This window comes from Mucilaginibacter lappiensis, from assembly GCF_900155965.1.
Lineage (GTDB): Bacteria > Bacteroidota > Bacteroidia > Sphingobacteriales > Sphingobacteriaceae > Mucilaginibacter > Mucilaginibacter lappiensis.
This window is the reverse complement of sequence record NZ_FTMG01000005.1, coordinates 297,706-319,102: the sequence shown is the minus strand read 5'-3', so window position 1 is coordinate 319,102 and position 21,397 is coordinate 297,706. Positions and strand designations below refer to the sequence as shown.

Here is a 21,397-nt window from a genome sequence, read left to right as displayed (position 1 = left end):
TATAAAACATCGCTTTAACCTATACCAATGCAAGTTCAATCCGTTGTATCACCCATTACCGCTGGCAGTAATACACAAACCGGTAAAATTGTATATATTGATAATCTGAAAGTAATGCTTACCGTTTTGGTGGTATTGCACCATACTTTTATTACTTATGGAGGCCCTGGGAGTTGGTATTATACCGAAAAAACCACTCATGTTGCCGTGTTGATACCCATGACCTTGTTTGTGGCCACTAATCAGTCTTTTTTTATGGGCTTTTTCTTTTTTATCTCGGCTTATTTCACCGAATCGTCCTTCCATAAAAAAAGGGCTGCACGTTTTACTGTCGATAGGTTAAAACGGTTGGGTATCCCCCTTATATTTTACTCTTTTATCCTGTCGCCTGTATTGAGCTATCTGGTTTATCGTTTTGCACTGGGGCATGATATTTCTTATATAGATTACCTGCACGGTTTTCATCCCTGGATAGATTTTGGGGTGTTATGGTTTGTAGCCGCCTTGCTGCTCTTCAGCTTGTTGTATGTGGGAATCATGTTGCTATTTAAACGGAACAAGCCATCTCAGTTAGGTAAATTGCCATCTGTATACACTATTGTTTTATTTGCGCTCACACTGGCTTTGGGTAGCTACCTGGTGAGGTCGGTATTCCCGGTTGGCTGGGTATTGAAACCAGTAGGTTTTCAGTTGGGGCACTTTGTACAGTATATCGCTTTATTTGCTTTAGGTATAGTAGCCTCGCGCGGGCAATGGCTCCAAATTGTAAGTTATAAAATGGGTAAGGGTTTTGCTGCTATGGTTGCCTTCATGATTGTAGTATTGTTTCCGGTAATTTATTACATAAAAATAGTAACCAACAGTCCTCTGGAAACATTTAATGGCGACGGGCACTGGCAATCGTTAATGTATGCCTGCTGGGAACAGTTTACCGGAATATTTATCATCGTAGCTTTACTGGGCATTGCCCGGCAAAAATGGAATAGCCAATCGGCATTCATGAAAAATATGTCGAGAGCCACGTTTGCGGTGTATATATTTCATCCGCTGGTATTGATATCACTATCCATGCTGTTCAGACCATGGAATGCTGATCCCGCTATTAAGCTGCTTTTTGTAGCGCCGCTGGCTGTTATTGGTTCATTTGCTTTAGGCAGTTTGCTGGTTAGGATACCAGGGGTAAAGGCGATTATTTAAAGCCACATCTAATCCTATTGAAAGGGGAGAGCGTAAAAGATCATGTTTTAAATTTTCGCCCGCCGATATTGGCAATGATAGTCCAAAGGAGTATTACGGCGCCAAAGGCTATCATCATGTGGTCGGTGTGGTTGGGCATCAGGGTAGCTATTATGGCTAATAAAAGGCATAGCAGGCCGGTGACCAGTAAACTTCCGCCTATCCAATTGGCCAAGCCGTCTTTATCTTTACAGGTTCGTTCATCATAGCCGGCAATGATCTCCACCTGCTTTTTGTATTTAATAAGGTACGCCAAAAAAATAAGCAATAAGGCTGCACAAGCCTCAATAATTCCCAATACCATACAGCCCGTTTTCATACTTATGCCAATACTTATTGTGCCTTTAAACTATCAGCCTTGGCTTTTGCTTTCTTCTTGAAAAAGCCGCGCAGCAGAAAATTGTGTTGTACAGCTTCCAAATCGTCATTGAGTTTAACGGAACTTTGTTGCAGGTAATTTAATGTGGTTTGTACCTGAGCAGCGCCTTTGGGGTCATTTAATAATACGCCAATAGCATTATCGGTAGTATTCAGTTTATTGCTGGCTTTGGTCAGGTTATCGGTTAGAGTGGAGGCATTAGCAGCCGCTTTTTGTAGTTGACCCACCGACTGGCTGATTTTGTTGAAAGTGGCGGTGTCGGTCAATAATTTATCGGCAAAGCCGCCTTTGGTATTCATTTTAGCGCTGAAATTATTAAGCTGAACCGCCATGATTGCCGCACTTTGTGTGGCAGCCTGCAAATTACGCATGGAGGCGCGCAGTTGCATGGCCATGGTACTATCGGCCATTAAGGCGCCAACGGTGCCTTTGCCTTCCAGTATTTTATGGCTCAGGGCTTTAAAATCGGTAGTAATGGCCAGCAGGTTCTGGTTATTATCCTGTAAGGTTTTGAGCATATCATCAGTCGATAGCATTTTTTCGGCCTGTAACACATCGCCATCCTGTACTATGGGTGCCTGCGGACTACCGCCATCAATCACAATGATCTTGTTGCCTATCAATCCGTCGGAGCTTACCTTGGCACCAGCATTACGGTGTATATATTGTTGTGTAGCTTCATCAATATTCATAAACACTTGTACCTGTGATGGGCCAATGAATTTAACATTGCTGATGGTACCCACCTTCACTCCGGAGAACCATACATTATTTCCTTTTTTTAACCCAGCCACGTCACTAAAAACGGAGCTTATTTTTATATTTTTCACGAAGCTTTTTTGCTGGCCTCCAAGCGTGAATACCCCTAGTATAAATACGATGAGGCCAAGTGCTAAAAATATGCCTACTATAATTGCTTTTTTATTTTCTGTTGCATCCATGATAATGGTTATAATATCTGTTCTTAGTGAATAAAGTTATAGTCAAAAAATGGTTTAACCCGGCTATCATCCGTGTCAAACACCTCATCAAAAGTACCGGTACGTTGAAATTGCCCGTCGAGCAGCATGGCAATGCGGTCGCCCGTTTGTTTGGCGCAGGTTAAATCGTGGGTAATGATGATAGATGAGGTATTGTATCGTTGTTGCACCTCGTTAATCAGGTCATTGATCTCGATACAGGTTATCGGATCAAGCCCGGCTGTTGGTTCGTCATACAACATGATCTCTGGGTTCAGGATCAGTGTACGGGCAATGCCAATACGTTTACGCTGACCGCCAGACAATTCAGAAGGCATCTGGTTAATGGTTTGCGACAGGCCAACGGCATCCAATACCGTTTCAACCGAGTTGTCGATCTCAGCCCGGGTAATACCCTTACGGTTGCGCACCAGTGGAAATTCCAGGTTTTTGCGAACCGTCATACTATCATACAAGGCGCTGTTCTGGAACGAAAAACCGATCCTCACACGTAGTTCCTGTAGTTCTTTCTCATTGATCTGCTCCATGTTATGGCCCAATACGGTTATTTCGCCCGCATCAGGTTTCAGCAGGCCCGAAATGATCTTGATCAGTACAGATTTACCCGTACCCGAACGACCAAGCACCACCAGGTTTTCGCCCTGGTAAAGGTCAAGGTCGATACCGCGCAGTACGGCATAATCTTCAAAGGCTTTTTTAAGTCCCCTGATGCTGATAACCGGATTGCTATGATCTGCCTGTGTTTTTGTCTTTTTCATATTAACGGAACCAGCTGGTTATCTGCACAATAATAACTTCTTCTATAAATACCAGGAACATGGCGGTAACCACCGCACCGTTGGCGGCCTTGCCAACACCTTCGGTGCCTTTGGTTGAATTATAGCCCTGGTAACAACCTACAATACCTATAGTAAAACCAAACACTATTGATTTTATAAGTGAGGCCACAAAATCAACAAAAGTTAAAGGTTCAAATACCTGCTGTATAAATGTGCTCCAGCTGGTGCCTTCGTTCTGGCTTACGTTTAAATAGCCGCCCAGTATAGCTATCAAACCGGTATAGGTTGATAAGATAGGGATAGTAAGGGTGGTAGCTATTACACGCGTACACACCAAAAATTTAAAAGGTTTGGTGCCCGATACCTCCATAGCATCAATTTGCTCGGTTACCCGCATGGAGCCAAGCTCGGCACCAATACTTGAACCTACTTTGCCCGATGCTATAAGCGCGGTAACCAAAGGTGCCAGTGCACGCATAATGGCAATGGATACCAGGGATGGCAGCCATGACTGCGCCCCAAACTCTGATAGCGAGGGGCGCGATTGTTTGGTGAATATTACACCAACAATAAAGCCTGTTACGGATATGAGTGTAAAGGAACGTACACCTACTTCAAAACACTGCCGCACAATTTCTTTCAGTTCAAACGGAGGTACAAATGCCTCTCTGAAAAAACGTAAAATAAACTGGTTGATCTTATACAGGTCGGTAAAAAAGTTGATGAGGCTTTGCTTAAACTTCGAATTCTTTTTAACCGTTGTTGCGCTTTCTGCTGTATCCATTAAATATGATATAGTAGTATTTGTACAAATTAATTATGGTTACTCTACAATAACTTATAGCAATTGTTTGAACCTTGTATATTATATGGCAATTTCATGTTTTTGCCTGACAAAGTCGAATTCATTATACAATTTACAAGCCAAACCAAAAATTACCGGATCTTTCTTCCGTAAGTTAAGGAGACCGGGTTTAGTAACATATTAAATTGAGTTTAAGTTTCTGACCATTAGGGTAAAAAGTTAAACTCACAATTGGCTGCAAACCTAATAGTTATAATTTATATTGAATAATGCACCCAGAAAAATATAGTTGATGGAGTGTAAAATTTATCAGCCACGATGATATTAGCCCTGTCTGTATAGAAATTATAAACAAATAGGTTAGTGGCATGCGTTTTAATAATATTAATTTAGTCGCTTGCCTGATCGTTTAAAATATGCATCCAGTTTTGAGGTATGTAACCATTACCGCTTTATTTTTATTGTTTTATAACTTGTTTGCCAGCGCGCAATTATATAGCCCAAGTGATAAAAAGGCCACGGCCGAAACCAGCGCTCTTTTTTTCAGTATGCAGCGCTTGTTGGGTGCCGGTATCTTATTTGGTCATCATGATGATACCGCCTATGGGGTTAACTGGAAGTTTGAGCCTAACGGGTCGTCAGACGTAAAAAGTGTTACAGGTTCTTATCCCGCTATATATGGTTGGGATCTGGCCAAAATTGAACATGATAGCATCAATGATATTAATGGTGTACCATTTAAACTACAAAAGCAATTGGTAAAAGAGACCTATGAACGCGGAGGCATCAATACCTTCTGCTGGCATATGGATAACCCGGCCAATGGCAAAACGGCCTGGGATACCACTCAACATACCATTAAAGAGCTGATTCCGGGAGGAGCATATCATGATGTTTATGTATCCTGGCTGGATAAAGCCGCAGCTTATATGGCCGATTTAAAAGGCTCAGGCGGCGAAGCTATTCCCATATTGTTCCGGCCTTTTCACGAGCTTACCGGCAATTGGTTTTGGTGGGGCAAAAACACCAGCTCGCCCGATGAATTTAAAACCCTTTGGCGTTTTACTATTGATTATCTGCGTAAAAAGAAGAAACTCCATAACCTGCTCATTGTATATTCAACCGCCGATTTTGACTCAGAAGAAGAATTCCTGGAGCGTTACCCCGGCGATGATTATGTGGATTTTGTGGGCTTTGATAATTATTGTTATCAGAATGTTGCCGAGTATCAAACCAAACTGGCTAAGCGCCTTAGCATTTTAGATGGGGTAGTTGCGAAACATCACAAAGTAGCCTGCTTACCCGAAACCGGTTATGAGCAAATACCCCAGGCCGATTGGTGGACAAAAATTTTACTACCTACACTTGCCAAACATAAATTATCATACGTATTGGCATGGCGTAATGGTACTACAAGTCATTATTTTGTACCTTATCTGGGGCAGATAAGTGCCGATGATTTTGTGAAATTTTATAATAGTCCGCAAGTGATGTTCCAGGATAGGCTTACCCCGCTGGGTGTGTACGGCAAGCGGAATGCAGGGGAGTCGGTTGGTAAGTGGTGAGTTAAAAAAAAGGCCGAACAAATTAGTCGAGTTCTGATAACCTTGATTCATACAAAACTCACTATCAGGTCTTCCTTAGTACCAATACCCCAAGCCCACCAGCCAATAATGAAGCTAACAGGATGCCATATTTAGCCTGATCAACCATCTCCGGATGACTAAAGGCGAGCCCTGATATAAACAGCGACATGGTAAAGCCCACGCCAGCCAATAATGCTACACCAATGATTTGTTTCCAGGTAGATTTTGCCGGCAACTGTGCGCCGAATTTTACCATGAGCCAGGTAGCCAGCAGCACGCCAATAAACTTACCGGCCAGTAAGCCAACGGTTACCCCCAGGCTCACCGGGTTGGCCAGCGACGAAAAAAAGTTGGCACCAATCACGATACCCGCATTAGCTAAAGCAAAAAGCGGCATTACTATAAAAGCAACCCAGGGATGCAGCATAAATTCAACCTTTTGCAGTGGTGTTTCGGCATCCATACTCAATTTCTTTATTTTTTCGATGGTATCGTGTTGCTCGGGGGTGGTTAAGGTGCTGTTATTGGGCATGGCCTGTTCAAAATTGAGCAAAAGCTTGCGAAGGTTATCAGCATAGCTTTTTTCGTTGATTCGGGTCCGGGCCGGGATAGTAAAAGCTACCAATACACCGGCAATGGTTGCATGTATGCCCGAAAGTAAAAAGGCTACCCAAACCCCAAAACCGATCACCAGATAAAAAGCAGTGTGTCGTACCCCCATCTTGTTACCGATAAGCAGGATAACCAGCAGCCAAACTCCAATGGTTAAAGGCAGTAACGCTATATGCGAACTGTAAAATATAGCGATCACCAGCACTGCTCCAAGATCATCGGCAACGGCCAGTGCCGATAAAAATACTTTTACAGATGATGGTATACGTTTACCGGCAATAGAAAGCAAAGCTAGCGCAAAAGCGATGTCTGTAGCCATCGGTATTCCCCAACCGTGCTCAGATAGGGTGCCCTTGTTAATGAAAAAGTAAATAAGGGCAGGCACCAGCATACCGCCTAAAGCAGCTACCATGGGTAAGGATGCCTTTTTGAGGGAAGAAAGTTCGCCGGCCATAAACTCCCGCTTCAATTCCAGGCCTATTACAAAAAAGAATATGGCCATCAATCCGTCGTTTATCCACAAGTGCAGGGAATGATCAAGGATGTGGGCACCAAAACCTAACGAAAATTTGAGGTCCCACAAAGCATGATAAAAGTGCTCCAGGGGCGAATTAACCCATATAATGGCCACTACCACGCTGATAAAAAGCACAATACCACTGGTATGTTCCTGGTGGATGAACTTGTGTACTGGTGCCGTAATTTTTTCAATAGGAGTTTTTTGCCGCATCGCCCCTAAATTAAGGAATTAGTTTATGGTTCATGGTTTATAGTTCATGGTTTTCATTCACTACTCACCATTCGCTATACCCGTCACCATCAGATTTTGGCTTTGGTAGATACCACTACCACAGATACGCCCATGCAAGCTATCAGAATAAAGGAAGCTCTTAAGGTGGCTAAACCTGCTATAAAACCAATGATGGGGGGCCCTACCAAAAATCCCAGAAAGCCTATGGTTGATACCGCCGCCAAAGCAACACCTGGTTGCATGGTTTTTGACTTACCGGCTGCACTGAAAACCATTGGTACTACGGATGATACACCTACACCTACCAGTAAAAAACCCGCCATGGCCGAGTATATATAGGGGAATGCCACAGCGATAAGCAAGCCGGTAGCAGTTAATGTACCGCTTACCTGCAACGTACGTTTTAAGCCATAGCGATGAGCGAATTTATCGGCAAAAAACCGCCCCGCGGCCATGGTCGCCATGAAGGCGGTAAAACCGGCGCCTACAAGGGCTGTTGGGGCAAGTACTACTTTTTTAAAGTAAATAACACTCCAATCAAACATGGCGCCTTCGCAGATCATAGAGCAAAAGGCAATAACTCCCAGCTTGATCAGCGAACTATCGGGCATTACGAAAACAGGGCCAGCATTGGCCACTTTATCATCTTTCAGGTAGCGTGCAGCTATAATTACACCAATCATGATCACTACCATCATCAGTAAAAAATGCTGATAAGGAGCCACGTGATTAGCGATCATGAAAGTACCGACCCCTGCGCCTACAAATCCTGCCGAACTCCATAAACCATGAAATGAAGCCAGGATAGGCCGTTGATATAATTCTTCGGTGACTACAGCCTGGGTGTTCACAGAAATATTAACCGCGTTACTGCTGAATCCGAAACATATGAGACAAATGATCAGCTGGAAAGGGTTTTGTGCGAGTCCCAGGGTTACCAGTGCTACGGAATACACCAACAAAGCGCTGATAAGCAATTTACGGCTTCCTATTTTAGTGATGATCCAGCCTGAAAATGGAAGGGAGCACATTAAGCCCACCGGGAGAGAGAATAGTACCGCGCCTAGTGCCGCATCAGATAACCCCATGTCTTGTTGTACCGTAGCGATGCGCGATGCCCAGCTAGAAAAGCTGAGTCCGGCCATAAAAAACATGGCTCCAACAGCAATGCGGAGGGCTTTTTTTGATACAGGAAGAGGTACAGTGGGCGCGTCGATCATTTATATTTATGTAAGTGTATTAAGTACACTATGATTCATATACACAAAGGTATAATAAATATGTTACAACATGAACAGGCTAAATCGTTTTTTGATTTACCTTATATATAAAGATTTACGCGTGGTGTAAAAATTATCCGCAGTCACCATCAGGCGAGCAGGATTCGCCTTCAATAATGGTTAATGAAGGTTTCCGGTTTCCCTGATTCCATTCGGTAAATGATTTTTCAATAGTTTCCAGAAATACGGGTACCGCTTGCGCGCCAGATACGCCGTATTTATTATTCATCACAAAAAAAGGAACGCCGCGGATACCTAATTGCTGCGCTTGTGCAATATCGTATTTTACCTCATCGGTATAGGTATCGCTTTCTAATACTTGTTTTATTTCGGCGGCATTTAAGCCAATAGCTACTCCCAGTTTAATCAGGGTATCGTTATCGTCAATGTTCTGTCCTTCGGTAAAATAGGCTTTAAAGAGGGTTTCTTCAGCGGCGTCACCTAAATCGTGTTTTTTAGCAAGATGCGTAAAACGGTGCGCGTTAAAACTATTGGCTACTACAGCACGATCGAAATTGTAGGTTAAACCTACTTCTGCTGCCATTTGGGTTACATGATCATTTAATTGAGCCGCATGATCCAGTGTCCAGCCTTTTGCATCGGCCAGGTACTGGTTAATATTGGTAGACAGGTCGGTTTTCATATCCGGGTTAAGCTGAAAGCTTTTCCATTCAATTTCTATTTGCTCCTGGTGTCCTGATTGTTGCAGTGCATCCTCAAACCTGCGTTTGCCGATGTAACAAAACGGGCACATCACATCAGACCATATCTCTATTTTCATGTTTTTCTTTCTTAGTTAGAATCTGTAAAGTTAATATAGCTCAGCCACTCTGTAGTAAAAGCAAAGTAAAATTTAGAACAGGTTATTAATAATATGTTCTATAATACTTGTCGGGCTGCCAAAAAAACAATTGTTTTGCTACCACATTTACAATACGTTATTTAGCTATGAAAAAATCCCCTATTTATTTCTTGCTGGCTGTTATTTGTTACAGCTTTACGGCATCGGCGCAGCAAAAAGCAAAAGTTATCAATCCCAGTAATGGCAATTTGTTCAGCGCCGGTTTAGCTTCGGCTTTTATTGGTGGTTTGTATGATTCGTACTATCCTTATAAACAATTGATGCAACAGGGCAATTTTGGCTTGGGTGCCCCGGCCCGGCTCGATGGTGAATTACTTGTTTTTAAGGGGCATCTTTATCAAACACAGGCAACCGGCAAAACAACCGAGATAGCCGATACCGGGAAAACGCCGTACGCAGTAGTTTGCTTTTTTAACGCCACAAAAGTGTATAAGCATAGTGGTACATTAAACAAGGCCGCGTTTTACAGTTACCTGGATAGCTTACTCACCAATCAGAATGGTATTTATGCCATCCATATCAGCGGCAAATTTAAACGGGTAAAAACCAGGGCTTTCCCGCCGGTTGAAAAACCGTACCTGCCATTGGCTTCCATGCTGGACAGGCAACACTTTTTTGACCATGCCGATATGAACGGCGACCTGATTGGCTTCCGGATACCTAAGTTTATGGAAGGCCCGCACATTGCCGGTTACCACTTTCACTTCTTATCAACAGATAAAGCTTTCGGTGGTCACGTGGTAGATCTGATAGCCGAAGATATTACTGTTGAAATTGATCCGCTAAGCAGCTTTACCCTGGACGTACCTCAAACTACTGATTTTAACAATTTTGATTTTGCAAAAGACCGCAAGGAAGAGATCAAAAGTGTGGAGAACGGTAAAAAGCAATAGTAGCTACTTAATGGGCAAGCTTTTTGGGTAAAAATAATTATTACGGTAGTGTCTGTTCTTTATAAAAGTAATTTTTAATAAATTCGGAGTGATTATATACCCGATTATTGGAAATTTATTGACCGGTATAAGCTGGTCGCTGAACTATTGATATGCCATATATACCATTAGACGAAAATCTGCCCGGAATTACAGGTTTACTGAACTACCGTCAGGACACTGCTTTGCCGATCAGGCAACTTACACAGATTTTGTTGCGGGGCGAATCGACATTGACTGAAGGTGAGCGCGAATTGATAGCTACCGTAGTAAGTAATGGAAATGACTGCCAGTTTTGTACCAATGCGCATACTGCTGCGGCTAACGTGCTTTTGGGCGAAACAGAAACAGCAGAAAAGGTAAAGAACGACCCGGATAACGCTCCCGTAAGCGAAAAAATGAAGTACCTGCTTGAAATTGCCCGCCAAACACAGGTAAGCGGTAAAAATGTGACTTCGGCTTTGGTTGACAAGGCCCGTAATGCCGGTGTTACCGATCTGGAAATACATGATACCGTATTGATTGCTGCATTGTTTAGCTTATATAATCGTTATGTTGATGGCTTGGCGAGTGTAACCCCAACAGATCCTGCTTTTTATGATCGCCTTGCTGGTATATTAAAAAGCAGTGGCTATTTGCCGTCACCAAACAGATACGCAGCTTTAAACCCCGAAGTGTAATGGCATATAAGAATAGATCGTGGATATTTTGGCTGGGTGTTATTTTACTGATCGTACCGGGGTTGGTGCATGCTTACCTGCTGATGCCTTTTCCGGGCAGCCAGGATCTTGACGCGATTACCGTATGTTATTATCTCGAAAAACTGGTTAATCCTTTACGGGTTATCGGTACGTTGCTGGTGGTTTGGTTCCTGATCAAATATTACGGGAAAGATACTAAAAGGGGTAATCTTGTAAAGATAACTGTATTGGTGCTTTGTCTTATTAGTTTTTATTTTACCGATGTGGCCTTCAAAGCTGAGGCCATGTTTAAAGAAACAAGCAGGGTGAAATTTGCTAACGGCTTCACCAATAAAGTTCCTTTAAACTACTTAATTATAGGAGTGGTGAATAATGGCGCTGCCAGGGCCTATCCGGTGGTTTACCTGGGCTATCATCATAAAGTACAGGACGAGGTTGGGCGACAGCCCGTTTTGATAACCTATTGTACCATGTGCCGTACCGGCAGGGTATACAGTCCGGTCATCAATGGTGTCACGCAACATTTTAGGTTGGTAGGAGCAAGACATTACAATGCTATTATAGAAGATGAAAGTACTAAAACCTGGTGGTACCAGGCTACGGGTCTTGCTGCTGTGGGTGAATTGAAAGGTCATCAGCTACAGGAATTGCCTTATGAGCAATCAACACTGGGGGCATGGCTGCAAAAACATCCTGCCACATTGATCATGCAGCCTGATAAACTATATACTGACGATTATGCCGATCTGAAGAATTACGACCGGGTGCAGGTTGTTGATCGGGATAGTACCCTGAAAAACAAAGACTCCCTGATTGGTAAAAGCTGGGTAGTGGGTGTAATTATCAACGGCAAAGCCAAGGCTTATGATTGGCGGCATTTAAATAACAAACGCTTGCTTAATGACGAGTTTAACCATCAATCCTTGCTATTAGGTGTTGAGCACGATAGCCTTACCTACCATGCCTGGAATACAGTAGTAAATGGTAAAAAACTGCATTTTAATCTGGGCAATGATGGCCTGCTGACCGATCTGGAAACGGCTTCGGTTTGGGATTGGGACGGCTTGTGTATATCGGGCACTCAAAAAGGGCAGCGACTGAGCAAAGTACAGGCATACCAGGAATACTGGCGCTCCTGGAAACATTTTCACCCAACTACAATATTCTGGAAAGGTGGCGAAATGGAAGAACCCATAGCCGGTATCTATTAAGCTTAGCCTTCAATAACAGCCACAATTTTACCAATGTCGCTATCGCTCATCAGCTCTTCTTCGGGCATGTTGGGGTAGTATTTATTCAGGATCTTTTTGATGAGTAGGTAACTTTCTATAGACTGAATAGGAGGATTAGCCAACTCATTGATGATAGAACCTACCATCTTGATCTTTTTAGCCTCATACTGGTTCAGCACAAAATCTGAGGTCTTTTTTTTACGACTGGCAACAATCAATTCATCCAATTTTTTGATGTCTTCAACCAAGTCCATCAGCTTTAATACTTCCACCTTTTTCATCGGGTCAAAATTAAACAATTATTTGTGCCGCTAAATAACATTCAGTTAATATGTAAAAATAAAAGAGCGTATAATTTGTTTAAACCGCTATTTTATCTTAACTTTTGTATGGTTTAAATAATGTGTACTTAACTGATTTTTAACAAAAAACACATTATCTTAGGTAAATAAAAAATCCGTTATGAAAAGAAAGTTTTTTACTACCGCGATGTTGGTAGGTTGCTTTATGGTTTGTTTGGCAGCCATCGCCGACTTGAATGGCAAATGGGCCGGAAAATTAGTTTTGGGCGATGGTTCACAGTACCCATTACTATATAATTTTAAAGTTGATGGCGATAAATTAACCGGAACGGCTTTAACACCAGATGGTGATGTGCAGATAGCTAATGGTAAAACAGATGGCACCACTTTTTCATTCATTGTTACTACTGGTGGTATGGATATTCCGCATACCGGCAAATTCTATGGCGATTCAACTGGTATCGACCTGGAGATCAATGGTGCAAAAGTTCACTCTGTATTAAAAAGACCAGAAGAAAAGAAATAACCTTAAAGTATTTTCATACTTAAACCTCGCTATGAAAACCTTGCTTATGAGTAAGGTTTTTTTATTTAGTTAAACCAATTAACTAAAAGTTTGTATATCTATAGCAGGAAGGCAATAATCCTGTCTGCATTGCTCCATGAAAAGAAAGATATTTGCAACCGCAGTTATGGTTATCTGTTTGATGGTTTGTTTTGCTGCGATGGTGGACATTAACGGAAAATGGACAGGTAAGCTAAAGCAACCTAATAATGCTACATTTATATTAAGCTATACCTTTAAAGTGGATAGTGATAAGCTTACCGGTACAGCACACATGCCGGAAGGTGATGTTAAAATTACCGATGGCATGATCAATGGCAGTGATTTCTCCTTCAATGTACCCGTGCCTGATGGCAACGCCCCCCATACCGGTAAAATTTACCCGGATTCTATCCAGATGCATATTGTTTATAAAGGAGAGCATTTAAACACGGTGCTTAAACGGGCAAATTAAATAGGGCAAACCTAATTGGATTTATTGGAGTTAGTCTTTGTAATTGAAATGGTTGTTTCGGCTAAAGCCAGCAAATGTTTCCATTGTCCGTCCCATAAATGAGACGGCAATGAATAGAAAGTGGGTTGATTTAACTTTCATTGCCGTTGGTTTTAACCAACGGATTTCAAATGAAAAGCTATTGGCTTTAGCCTAAAACATTATTATAGATGTTAGCTTTGGCCCCAATTAAAACTTATTTTTCCCCAGGCATTGCTTATTAAACGTATAGCTACTACCTTTGCGGCAACATGCTGCAACGTTTTACAGCCTATTTACTCATCGTTTCGCTAATCACGGTTAATTTCTCGCGGTTCTTTATTTACGCGGGTTTTGAACTGAACAGAAACTACATTGCCACCAAGCTTTGCGAAAACCGGAATAAACCCTGGTTGCATTGCGATGGTAAATGTTATTTTGCGAAAAAGATAAAACAGGCAGAGGAAAAGCAGGCCAGCGATGAAAGGCAATCGCAAAAGAGTCTCTTTCAGGAAGTTTATGTAGCCACTTCAACGGTTATTAAATTTCACTCCAGCTTGTTGCAAGTGATTGTAACCCCTTATGATTGTACCCTTCCGGTTAAACCAGACGGTACCATCTTCCAGCCTCCCCAGTTAGGATAATTCCCATTTTATATTCCCGGATCTTTTGGATTGATGGCTTTGCTATGCGCTTTTGCGTGTAGAAATATTTTGTCACCATTATACATTATAACTATGTCATTGCGAGGAGGAACGACGAAGCAATCTCCTCGTATAAAAGGCAAACATAGTGAGGAGATTATTAATGCTGCTAATTGTTTTTAGGGTATTAATGAGCTCCCGCTGGTCGGTTGTCCACGCTGCGCTCGCAATGACATAGTGGGTTTAGTTGTAGACGACCAACCATCCATCTCCGGGAATCCCATTGTCCTATACTCAATTTTATACCGGGGCTTCGGCTCCTGATTGCTTATTCATGAAAAAATATCTAATTCTATCTATACTTTTTATATCACTTTTTATCCGGTCATACGGCCAAACCACCTTACAAGGAACTATTACAGATGCCAATACGCATGAGGCCCTGGTAGGCGCTTCTATATGTAAAGCCGATGCCGTAACTGGTGTAAAGCTGGCTATGACCAATGCTAAGGGACATTTTACTATTAATGCACAAGGTATTACCAAACTTAAATTTGCAATGGTAGGTTATAATACCCGCATGGTAGATGTGGCTACCTTAAAAGGGCAGGAACTTGACATCGCCCTGGAGCCTTCAACCGTCGACCTGCAACCGGTAGTGGTAACTGCCAGCAGGGAAGGGCAGGCCCGGCAGGATGCACCTATCGCCATCAGCAAAATAAATTCCACCCAAATAAAAGACGCCAAAGCCACCGCGCTTTACCAGTTATTGAACAAGGTAGCCGGTGTATACATGGTGAACCTGGGAAATGAACAGCATACGATGGCTATCCGTCAGCCCATTACTTATAACGCACTTTATTTATACATGGAAGATGGTCTGCCGATACGCCCTACGGGGATCTTTAACCATAACTCGCTGTATGAGATCAATATGTCGGGCGTTAAAGATATTGAGGTGATCAAAGGCCCGGCCTCATCGCTTTATGGTAGTAACTCTATTGGCGGAGCGGTTAACTTTATTACGCAGGGACCGCCTACGGGTTATGCGGGTAATGTTTCTGTTCAGGGCGATAATTACCATTACCGCCGGGTTGATGCCGATGGTGGTTTTAGTCAGGGTAAGTTTGGTTTATATGTGGGAGGATATGTGGCCCATCAGAAAAACAGCTGGCAGGATTACTCCGACTTTGATAAATACTCGGTAAACTTTAAAACCACTTATGATTTTAATGCCACCACCCGTTTAACCACGGCTGCTGCTTATAACTACCTAAACACCCAAACACCAGGTAGTTTGGATAGTGCTCATTTTTATAGCCGCAAGTATGGAGCAAATCAGCGTTTTACCTATCGTACAGTGAAGGCTTTCAGGGCCAGTACCCGTTTGGATCATCAATGGGATGATAAGAACAGCACTTTTGTAACCCTGTTTTTCCGTGATAACTCTACCGCGCAATTACCCAGCTATTATATTTCCGATGTGCGGGATAATGCCGGCAAATACGTAAGTTCAAATGGACAGGTAAATGATCAGAAATTCCAGAGCTACGGCTTGCTGGCCCAACACCGTGTCGACATTGATTTTCTACACTCGCGTTTAATTGGTGGCGTTTATATGGATGATAGTCCGAGCTCGTACTATGCCCAATATTTAAACATCGATAAAGATGTACAGAACAACTATTACACGGGCTTTACCAATACCGGCAGGTATATTGATAATTATAACATCAAACTGTTCAACACCGCTGCTTACTTACAGTATGAAATAAAACCGGTAGAGGCCCTGCGGATTGTGGGCGGCTTGCGTTATGACAGGGTGCATTATGATTTTACTAACAGCATTCCGGCTGGGCAAACCAAATACAAGCAACAGGAAACCAATAATTTTAATATCGTGGCGCCAAAACTGGGTTTAACGTATGATTTGGGGCATAATAAAGGATTCTACGCCAATTACAGTGTAGGTTTTCAACCGCCAGAAACCGGCGACCTATACAGCTCTCGCCAGTTAACACCATTGAAACAAGCTACTTTTGATAATTATGAAGTAGGTGGTTGGTTTTCGGCGTTCAACAAAAAGCTATACTTTGAAATGAGTTTGTTTGATATGGAAGGCCACAACGAGATTATTAGTCAGCTGTTGCCCGATAATACCACGCAAAACCAAAACGCGGGAGCAACCCGTCACCGCGGGGTGGAGTATTCCGTAACCGTAGCGCCTGTTAAAGAGCTTACCTTCAGGTTTAGCGGTACCAACGCCAGGCATACCTATGTAGAATACAGCGAAGTACGCACCAGTAACGGAACCAGCACGGTGATCAGTTATAATGGCAACCGCATGAACAATGCACCCGCATGGATAGCCAACTCGGAGCTTACGTACAAACCTCAGTATCTACCGGGTTTTAGGATAGCTACCGAGTGGCAACACATCAACCAGTACTATACTAACCCGGCCAATACCAAAACTTACAGCGGTTACGATATTTATAACCTGCGTTTGGGTTATGATATCAAAAGCAGTGTGATCAAGGGTGCCGGCATCTGGTTTAACGTGTTGAACCTAACCAATAAGCTGTATGCCACTACGGTAACCAGCAACCAATACGGCGATACGTATAATGCCGCGCCGCCGCGTACTTATACCCTAGGCATTAGTTACTCTTTTTCAAAATATTGATCATGGCATCATCAGCAATAAAAAGTAGTTTTTATAAATGGCATCGTGTACTGGGCTTAATAGGCCTGGTACCGGTGATCTTTTGGACATTGAGCGGACTTTCGCACCCTTTTATGTCAAACTGGTTCAGGCCATCTATTGCCAAAGAAGTTTTTAAACCTTTATCGCAAAGCAAAATGCAGCCGGCGCTATCCCTTCAGCAAGTAATGGATAAGAACAACCTGAACGAGCTTCGGAACTTTAACCTCATCCATTTCAACAAAGGCACCTTTTACCAGGTGCTGGGGCGCGATAGTGTTTATCAATATTACTCGGCTACCGATGGTATATTGTTGCCCAACGGCGACGTGCAATATGCTGAATACCTCGCCCGTTTTTTTACACAGGACTCTACATCTACCCTGAAAAGCATCCTGCTGCAAACCACTTTCGACGCGCAATACCAGCCCATCAATCACCTGTTACCCGTTTGGAAGGTTTCCTTTAACCGCCCCGATGGTATGGATGTTTACATCGAAACAGGCCATAACCGCATGGGCACATTTAATAACAATACCCGGAAAATCATGCTCTGGGTATTTGAGCAGTTCCACACCTGGCAGTTTCTGGCGGATATTGCCGGCGATACATTCCGGAATGTGTTCCTGTTGGCTATTATGTGTGTGATGCTGTTTTCGTTGATCAGCGGCTTAACTATCTATGGTCTGTTCTGGAAAAAGTTTAAAACCATACAGCAAAACCGCAAAGCCAAAGGCACCGAGGACAAACGCTTTGTACACCGCTTTCACCGGCAGATAGGGCTCATCGTATCTTTTGTGATGTTCACCTTTGTGGTAAGTGGGGCCTTTCATTTAATAGTAAAGCTGTATCACAATGAGCCAGCCAAAGCTGATTATGGGCAAGTGATCACCCGAAAGCAATTAACAGTTTCAAACCTTACCTTACCCATCGCCGATAGCACCATAAAACAAACCGGCTTGGTAAGCTTTAACGGCAATACTTTTTACCAGGTAGTTGATAACAAAAAAGAGGTGCTTTATTTTGATACCCAAACAGGCCATGAGCGCGAATTGGGCGATGAGGATTATGCCCGCTTTTTAAGTACTTATTATCATACCCCCACATCGGGTTTAACCACATATAAAGGCCGGGTGAAAGTAGATGTGATTAAGCAGTTTAATAACGAGTACGGCTTTATCAACAAACGCCTGCCGGTTGCACGGGTGAGTTACCCCAATGGCGATAACTGGTATATCGAAACAACATCATCAAAACTGGCTACCAAAGTTGCCGGTATCGACAGGGCCGAGGGCTTATCGTTCATCTTCCTGCACAAGTATTTCGGTATGAGCTGGGCCGGTAAGGATATCCGCGATATCGTAAGTATGCTCGCCGCCCTCGGTATGCTGGTGGCATCGCTGTTTGGCTTTGCCGCTTTTATAAAAAACAAATAGCTATGAAAAAGTCAATTATTATTTTGTGTTTAGCTGTATGGTCATTAGGAACCATCACGGCTTGCAGCAACGGCGATAAAGCCACTGAAAAGCATCAAAAGAAAAGCAAGTACACCTGCACCATGCACCCCGACCTGAGTTTTGACAAACCCGGTGTTTGCTCCAAATGCGGTATGGAATTGGTAGAAAGGGATACAACGGAGGAGAAATAAGGCACAAATTCCAATCATGTCATTGCGAGAAGGAACGACGAAGCAATCTCGTAGCTATGCACATCTAAAAGCGCACGAGGAGATTGCCACGCTGCGCTCGCAATGACATTTTTATATTTTTTAGAGGGGGCTTTTACTTCTTCCTCAACAACGTTGTATGCGCTTTGGTATCACCCACAGCAATATCAACCCCGATAGAATCCGCATAAAACTTGCCGGTGTGGGCAATCTCCATGTCACCTAATGTTATGGTGAATTTGAAATCATTACCGGTTATTTTGCCATCGTCAATAGGCAAATCCCCTTTTGGGGTTTTGGCAGTGCCGGTTAATTTATCACCCTCAATTTTAAAATTGTAAAGGAGGGGATATACCTCACCGGTTTCAACTTTTAAGGTGCCTGTCCACATACCCGAGAAATCGGCGATAGCTGCAAAACTGGCTAAAAAGCAGCAAATTAACAGGGCGGTTGTTAAAATTGTCCTTTTCATATGGTTGTTTTTTAATACTTAAAGGTAAAATCCCTATTATAACTCATGGTGAACAACAGGTTAAATTTCAGTATAACCAATGCTATATAATTGTTAAAACAATAATTGTTAAGCATACATTTTATTGCGTAATCATGTATCTTAGTTGCTCCTGAATTTTCGTAAAGAGAGAACTGTTTTACCTAATAAATTACTTTGAATGAGAAAATTACTTTTACTTATTTTACTTGCTGCGGGCTTTTTAAGCGTCCGTGCGCAGGATGTATCCTTAACCAAGGGATGGAAACTAGCCATTGGCGATTCTGCACAATGGGCCTCACCTACTTATAACGATCAGCATTGGCAGGCTGTTAATGTGGCCCAAAGCTGGGAGCAGGAAGGGCATCCCGGTTATGACGGCTTTGGCTGGTACCGTATTCATGTGGTGATCCCGTCGTCATTAAAACAAAATGCATTTTTGAAAGATAGCCTGCGCATTAACCTGGGCAGTGTTGATGATAATGATGAGGTTTACTTGAACGGTAAATTGATCGGCCGGTTTGGTGGTAAAACCGGCGATATTAAAACCGGTAGCTTTTATGGTCCGCGCACGTATACCATCGCGGCAAATAACCCGGCTATTTTGTGGGACAAAGAGAATGTTTTGGCTGTACGTATTTTTGATACCGGCGGCGATGGCGGTATTTATGGCACCAACTTTAGCATAGGCATGGCCGATGTGATGGATCATGTAACTGTAAATACCGAAGCAGATTTTAACTACGGCGAACGCAACAGTTTAAGTAAATCCATCAAACTCATTACTACTAACCATTATGATTACAAAGGGAAATTAGCGTTCAAAGTTACCGACCCGGAAACCAAGGCTGTTTTGTACGAAAAAACAAACGATGCCGCGTTTTCAGTGGGCAGGCCTTTTACCTATTCGTTTGAGATAGCCCGTTTAGAGAAAAAATCATATACTATTGTTTACACGTTTACCGATGAAAAATCTGGTAAAGAAATAACCCATACCGAAACCACACCGTACTTGCTTACACCATATCCATCGGCCAAACCAAAAATAAATGGTGCCGATGTTTTTGGTGCACGTCCGGATCACCCTTTTTTATACCTTATACCGGCAACCGGCCAAAAGCCTTTAACTTATAAAGCACAGGGTTTACCCGATGGCTTAAAGCTGGATGCGGCAACAGGTATCATTACAGGCGCAGTAGCTCAAAAAGGTTCTTACCCAGTAACGCTCACCGTCAGTAACAGGCTGGGCAGCAAAACCAAGTCGTTCACCATTATTATTGGCGATAAAATTGGTTTGACACCGGCATTGGGCTGGAACAGCTGGAATGCCTGGGGTTTAAGTGTGGATGATAAAAAGGTACGTATATCGGCAAAAGCCATGGTCGACAGGTTAAGCGCGCATGGTTGGGCTTATATTAATATTGATGATGGCTGGGAGGCTGAACAGCGTCAGGCCGATGGCAAAATCATAGCCAACAGCAAATTTCCGGATATGAAAGCGCTCACAGACTATGTACATGGTTTGGGTTTACGCATGGGGATATACTCATCGCCGGGGCCACGCACTTGCGGCGGATTTTTGGGTAGCTGGCAGCATGAAGACCAGGACGCGCAAACTTATGGCGATTGGGGTATCGATTACCTGAAATACGACTGGTGTTCGTACTCTGAAGTAACTCCCGCAAACCCTGATCTGCCGGCTTTGAAAAAACCTTACCAGGTAATGCGCAGCTCTTTAGATAAAATAAACCGCGATATCATGTACAGCCTTTGCCAGTATGGCTGGGGTAAAGTATGGGAGTGGGGTGCCGAAGTAGGCGGTAACAGCTGGCGCACCACGGGCGACATCCAGGATACCTGGCGCAGTTTATCGTCCATCGGTTTTAACCAGGATAAAGCGGCGCCATTTTCGCAGCCAGGCCATTTTAACGACCCCGATATGCTGGTAGTTGGTAAGGTAGGCTGGGGGCCAAGTCTGCACAATACGCGCCTCACTTACGATGAGCAATATACCCACATCAGTTTGTGGAGCTTGCTTTCATCACCATTGTTGATCGGTTGTGATATGGGGCATCTGGATAGGTTTACACTTAACTTGCTTACTAACGACGAAGTACTGGCCATTGATCAGGATGCTTTGGGCAAAGGGGCAAGCCAATACCTGAAAAAAGAAGATTACCAGATCTGGGTAAAAGAACTTAAAGACGGCGGTAAAGCCATTGGCTTATTTAACCTGTCGGACAAGTACCAAACCATCAGCCTGGATAAAAACGATCCTGCTTTAAAAGGGTATACCAAATTCAGGGATGTATGGCAGCAAAAGTATGTAATTACTACCGGTAAAGATTTTAGCGCCAAAGTAGCGCCGCATGGCGTTATGCTCATCAGGGTGGAGAAATAAGTAATTAGAAATTTGTCA

At 43.1% G+C, this 21,397-nt stretch carries 21 protein-coding genes; 12 read left to right on the top strand and 9 right to left on the bottom strand.

The window, feature by feature from the left end; genetic code table 11:
- The first annotated feature begins 27 nt into the window (after positions 1-27).
- On the top strand, positions 28-1,197 hold the full coding sequence (locus BW976_RS12765) for an acyltransferase family protein (protein ID WP_076373668.1): 1,170 nt from the start codon (positions 28-30) through the stop codon (positions 1,195-1,197).
- Positions 1,198-1,237: 40 nt separating this feature from the next.
- Here BW976_RS12765 and BW976_RS12760 read toward each other — a convergent pair whose 3' ends face one another.
- From BW976_RS12760 to BW976_RS12745, 4 genes are read right to left on the bottom strand one after another with little or no spacing between them, the layout of a single operon-like run.
- Positions 1,238-1,555, bottom strand: coding sequence for a DUF3784 domain-containing protein (locus BW976_RS12760; protein ID WP_076373667.1), 318 nt, complete (start codon positions 1,553-1,555; stop codon positions 1,238-1,240).
- 14 nt (positions 1,556-1,569) lie between these two features.
- Positions 1,570-2,556: an MlaD family protein gene (locus BW976_RS12755; protein WP_076373666.1), complete on the bottom strand. Its 987-nt coding sequence runs from the start codon at positions 2,554-2,556 to the stop codon at positions 1,570-1,572.
- Positions 2,557-2,579: 23 nt separating this feature from the next.
- A complete protein-coding gene (locus BW976_RS12750; protein ID WP_076373665.1) occupies positions 2,580-3,353 on the bottom strand; it encodes an ABC transporter ATP-binding protein in 774 nt (257 codons plus the stop codon).
- Position 3,354: 1 nt separating this feature from the next.
- Entirely contained in the window at positions 3,355-4,158 is an 804-nt protein-coding gene (locus tag BW976_RS12745; RefSeq protein ID WP_076373664.1) for an MlaE family ABC transporter permease, read from the bottom strand.
- A 437-nt stretch (positions 4,159-4,595) separates the two neighbouring features.
- On the opposite strand from BW976_RS12745, the gene BW976_RS12740 reads away from it, so the two are divergent.
- Positions 4,596-5,744, top strand: coding sequence for a glycoside hydrolase family 26 protein (locus BW976_RS12740; RefSeq protein ID WP_076373663.1), 1,149 nt, complete (start codon positions 4,596-4,598; stop codon positions 5,742-5,744).
- A gap of 64 nt (positions 5,745-5,808) precedes the next feature.
- Here BW976_RS12740 and nhaA read toward each other — a convergent pair whose 3' ends face one another.
- The 3 genes from nhaA to BW976_RS12725 all read right to left on the bottom strand — a co-directional run bounded on the left by nhaA (position 5,809) and on the right by BW976_RS12725 (position 9,189).
- Positions 5,809-7,107, bottom strand: a complete 1,299-nt coding sequence (gene nhaA, locus BW976_RS12735) for a Na+/H+ antiporter NhaA (protein WP_076373662.1) — start codon at positions 7,105-7,107, stop codon at positions 5,809-5,811.
- 89 nt (positions 7,108-7,196) lie between these two features.
- Complete coding sequence (locus tag BW976_RS12730) at positions 7,197-8,348, bottom strand: MFS transporter (protein ID WP_076373661.1); 1,152 nt, start codon at positions 8,346-8,348, stop codon at positions 7,197-7,199.
- 133 nt (positions 8,349-8,481) lie between these two features.
- On the bottom strand, positions 8,482-9,189 hold the full coding sequence (locus BW976_RS12725) for a DsbA family oxidoreductase (protein ID WP_076373660.1): 708 nt from the start codon (positions 9,187-9,189) through the stop codon (positions 8,482-8,484).
- Positions 9,190-9,356: 167 nt separating this feature from the next.
- On the opposite strand from BW976_RS12725, the gene budA reads away from it, so the two are divergent.
- The 3 genes from budA (at position 9,357) to BW976_RS12710 (ending at position 12,114) form a co-directional block, all read left to right on the top strand.
- Positions 9,357-10,163, top strand: a complete 807-nt coding sequence (gene budA, locus BW976_RS12720; RefSeq protein ID WP_084192177.1) for an acetolactate decarboxylase — start codon at positions 9,357-9,359, stop codon at positions 10,161-10,163.
- A gap of 152 nt (positions 10,164-10,315) precedes the next feature.
- A complete protein-coding gene (locus BW976_RS12715) occupies positions 10,316-10,882 on the top strand; it encodes a carboxymuconolactone decarboxylase family protein (RefSeq protein WP_076373659.1) in 567 nt (188 codons plus the stop codon).
- A complete protein-coding gene (locus tag BW976_RS12710; protein ID WP_076373658.1) occupies positions 10,882-12,114 on the top strand; it encodes a DUF3179 domain-containing (seleno)protein in 1,233 nt (410 codons plus the stop codon). The genes BW976_RS12715 and BW976_RS12710 overlap by 1 nt, the downstream gene beginning before the upstream one ends.
- Before the next feature lie 2 nt (positions 12,115-12,116).
- Here BW976_RS12710 and BW976_RS12705 read toward each other — a convergent pair whose 3' ends face one another.
- The gene (locus BW976_RS12705; RefSeq protein WP_076373657.1) at positions 12,117-12,416 is read right to left on the bottom strand and encodes a hypothetical protein; all 300 of its coding nucleotides are present in this window, start codon (positions 12,414-12,416) and stop codon (positions 12,117-12,119) included.
- Between the two features lie 181 nt (positions 12,417-12,597).
- Here BW976_RS12705 and BW976_RS12700 point away from each other — a divergent pair, with 181 nt between their 5' ends.
- From BW976_RS12700 to BW976_RS12675, 6 genes are all read left to right on the top strand, one after another.
- Positions 12,598-12,963: a hypothetical protein gene (locus BW976_RS12700; protein ID WP_076373656.1), complete on the top strand. Its 366-nt coding sequence runs from the start codon at positions 12,598-12,600 to the stop codon at positions 12,961-12,963.
- Between the two features lie 136 nt (positions 12,964-13,099).
- Positions 13,100-13,456 carry a hypothetical protein gene (locus tag BW976_RS12695; RefSeq protein ID WP_076373655.1) on the top strand — a complete coding sequence of 119 codons (357 nt, stop codon included), beginning with the start codon at positions 13,100-13,102 and terminating at the stop codon, positions 13,454-13,456.
- A 290-nt stretch (positions 13,457-13,746) separates the two neighbouring features.
- Positions 13,747-14,118, top strand: coding sequence for a hypothetical protein (locus BW976_RS12690; RefSeq protein WP_076373654.1), 372 nt, complete (start codon positions 13,747-13,749; stop codon positions 14,116-14,118).
- 334 nt (positions 14,119-14,452) lie between these two features.
- The gene (locus BW976_RS12685; RefSeq protein WP_076373653.1) at positions 14,453-16,804 is read left to right on the top strand and encodes a TonB-dependent receptor; all 2,352 of its coding nucleotides are present in this window, start codon (positions 14,453-14,455) and stop codon (positions 16,802-16,804) included.
- A 2-nt stretch (positions 16,805-16,806) separates the two neighbouring features.
- On the top strand, positions 16,807-18,258 hold the full coding sequence (locus BW976_RS12680) for a PepSY-associated TM helix domain-containing protein (RefSeq protein ID WP_076373652.1): 1,452 nt from the start codon (positions 16,807-16,809) through the stop codon (positions 18,256-18,258).
- A gap of 2 nt (positions 18,259-18,260) precedes the next feature.
- Complete coding sequence (locus BW976_RS12675; RefSeq protein ID WP_076373651.1) at positions 18,261-18,470, top strand: heavy metal-binding domain-containing protein; 210 nt, start codon at positions 18,261-18,263, stop codon at positions 18,468-18,470.
- A gap of 133 nt (positions 18,471-18,603) precedes the next feature.
- Here BW976_RS12675 and BW976_RS12670 read toward each other — a convergent pair whose 3' ends face one another.
- Positions 18,604-18,960 (bottom strand): hypothetical protein, encoded by a 357-nt coding sequence (locus BW976_RS12670; RefSeq protein WP_076373650.1) that lies wholly within the window; start codon positions 18,958-18,960, stop codon positions 18,604-18,606.
- Positions 18,961-19,159: 199 nt separating this feature from the next.
- Between BW976_RS12670 and BW976_RS12665 the strand changes: the two genes are divergently transcribed.
- Positions 19,160-21,379 (top strand): putative Ig domain-containing protein, encoded by a 2,220-nt coding sequence (locus BW976_RS12665; protein ID WP_076373649.1) that lies wholly within the window; start codon positions 19,160-19,162, stop codon positions 21,377-21,379.
- Positions 21,380-21,397 lie beyond the last annotated feature (18 nt).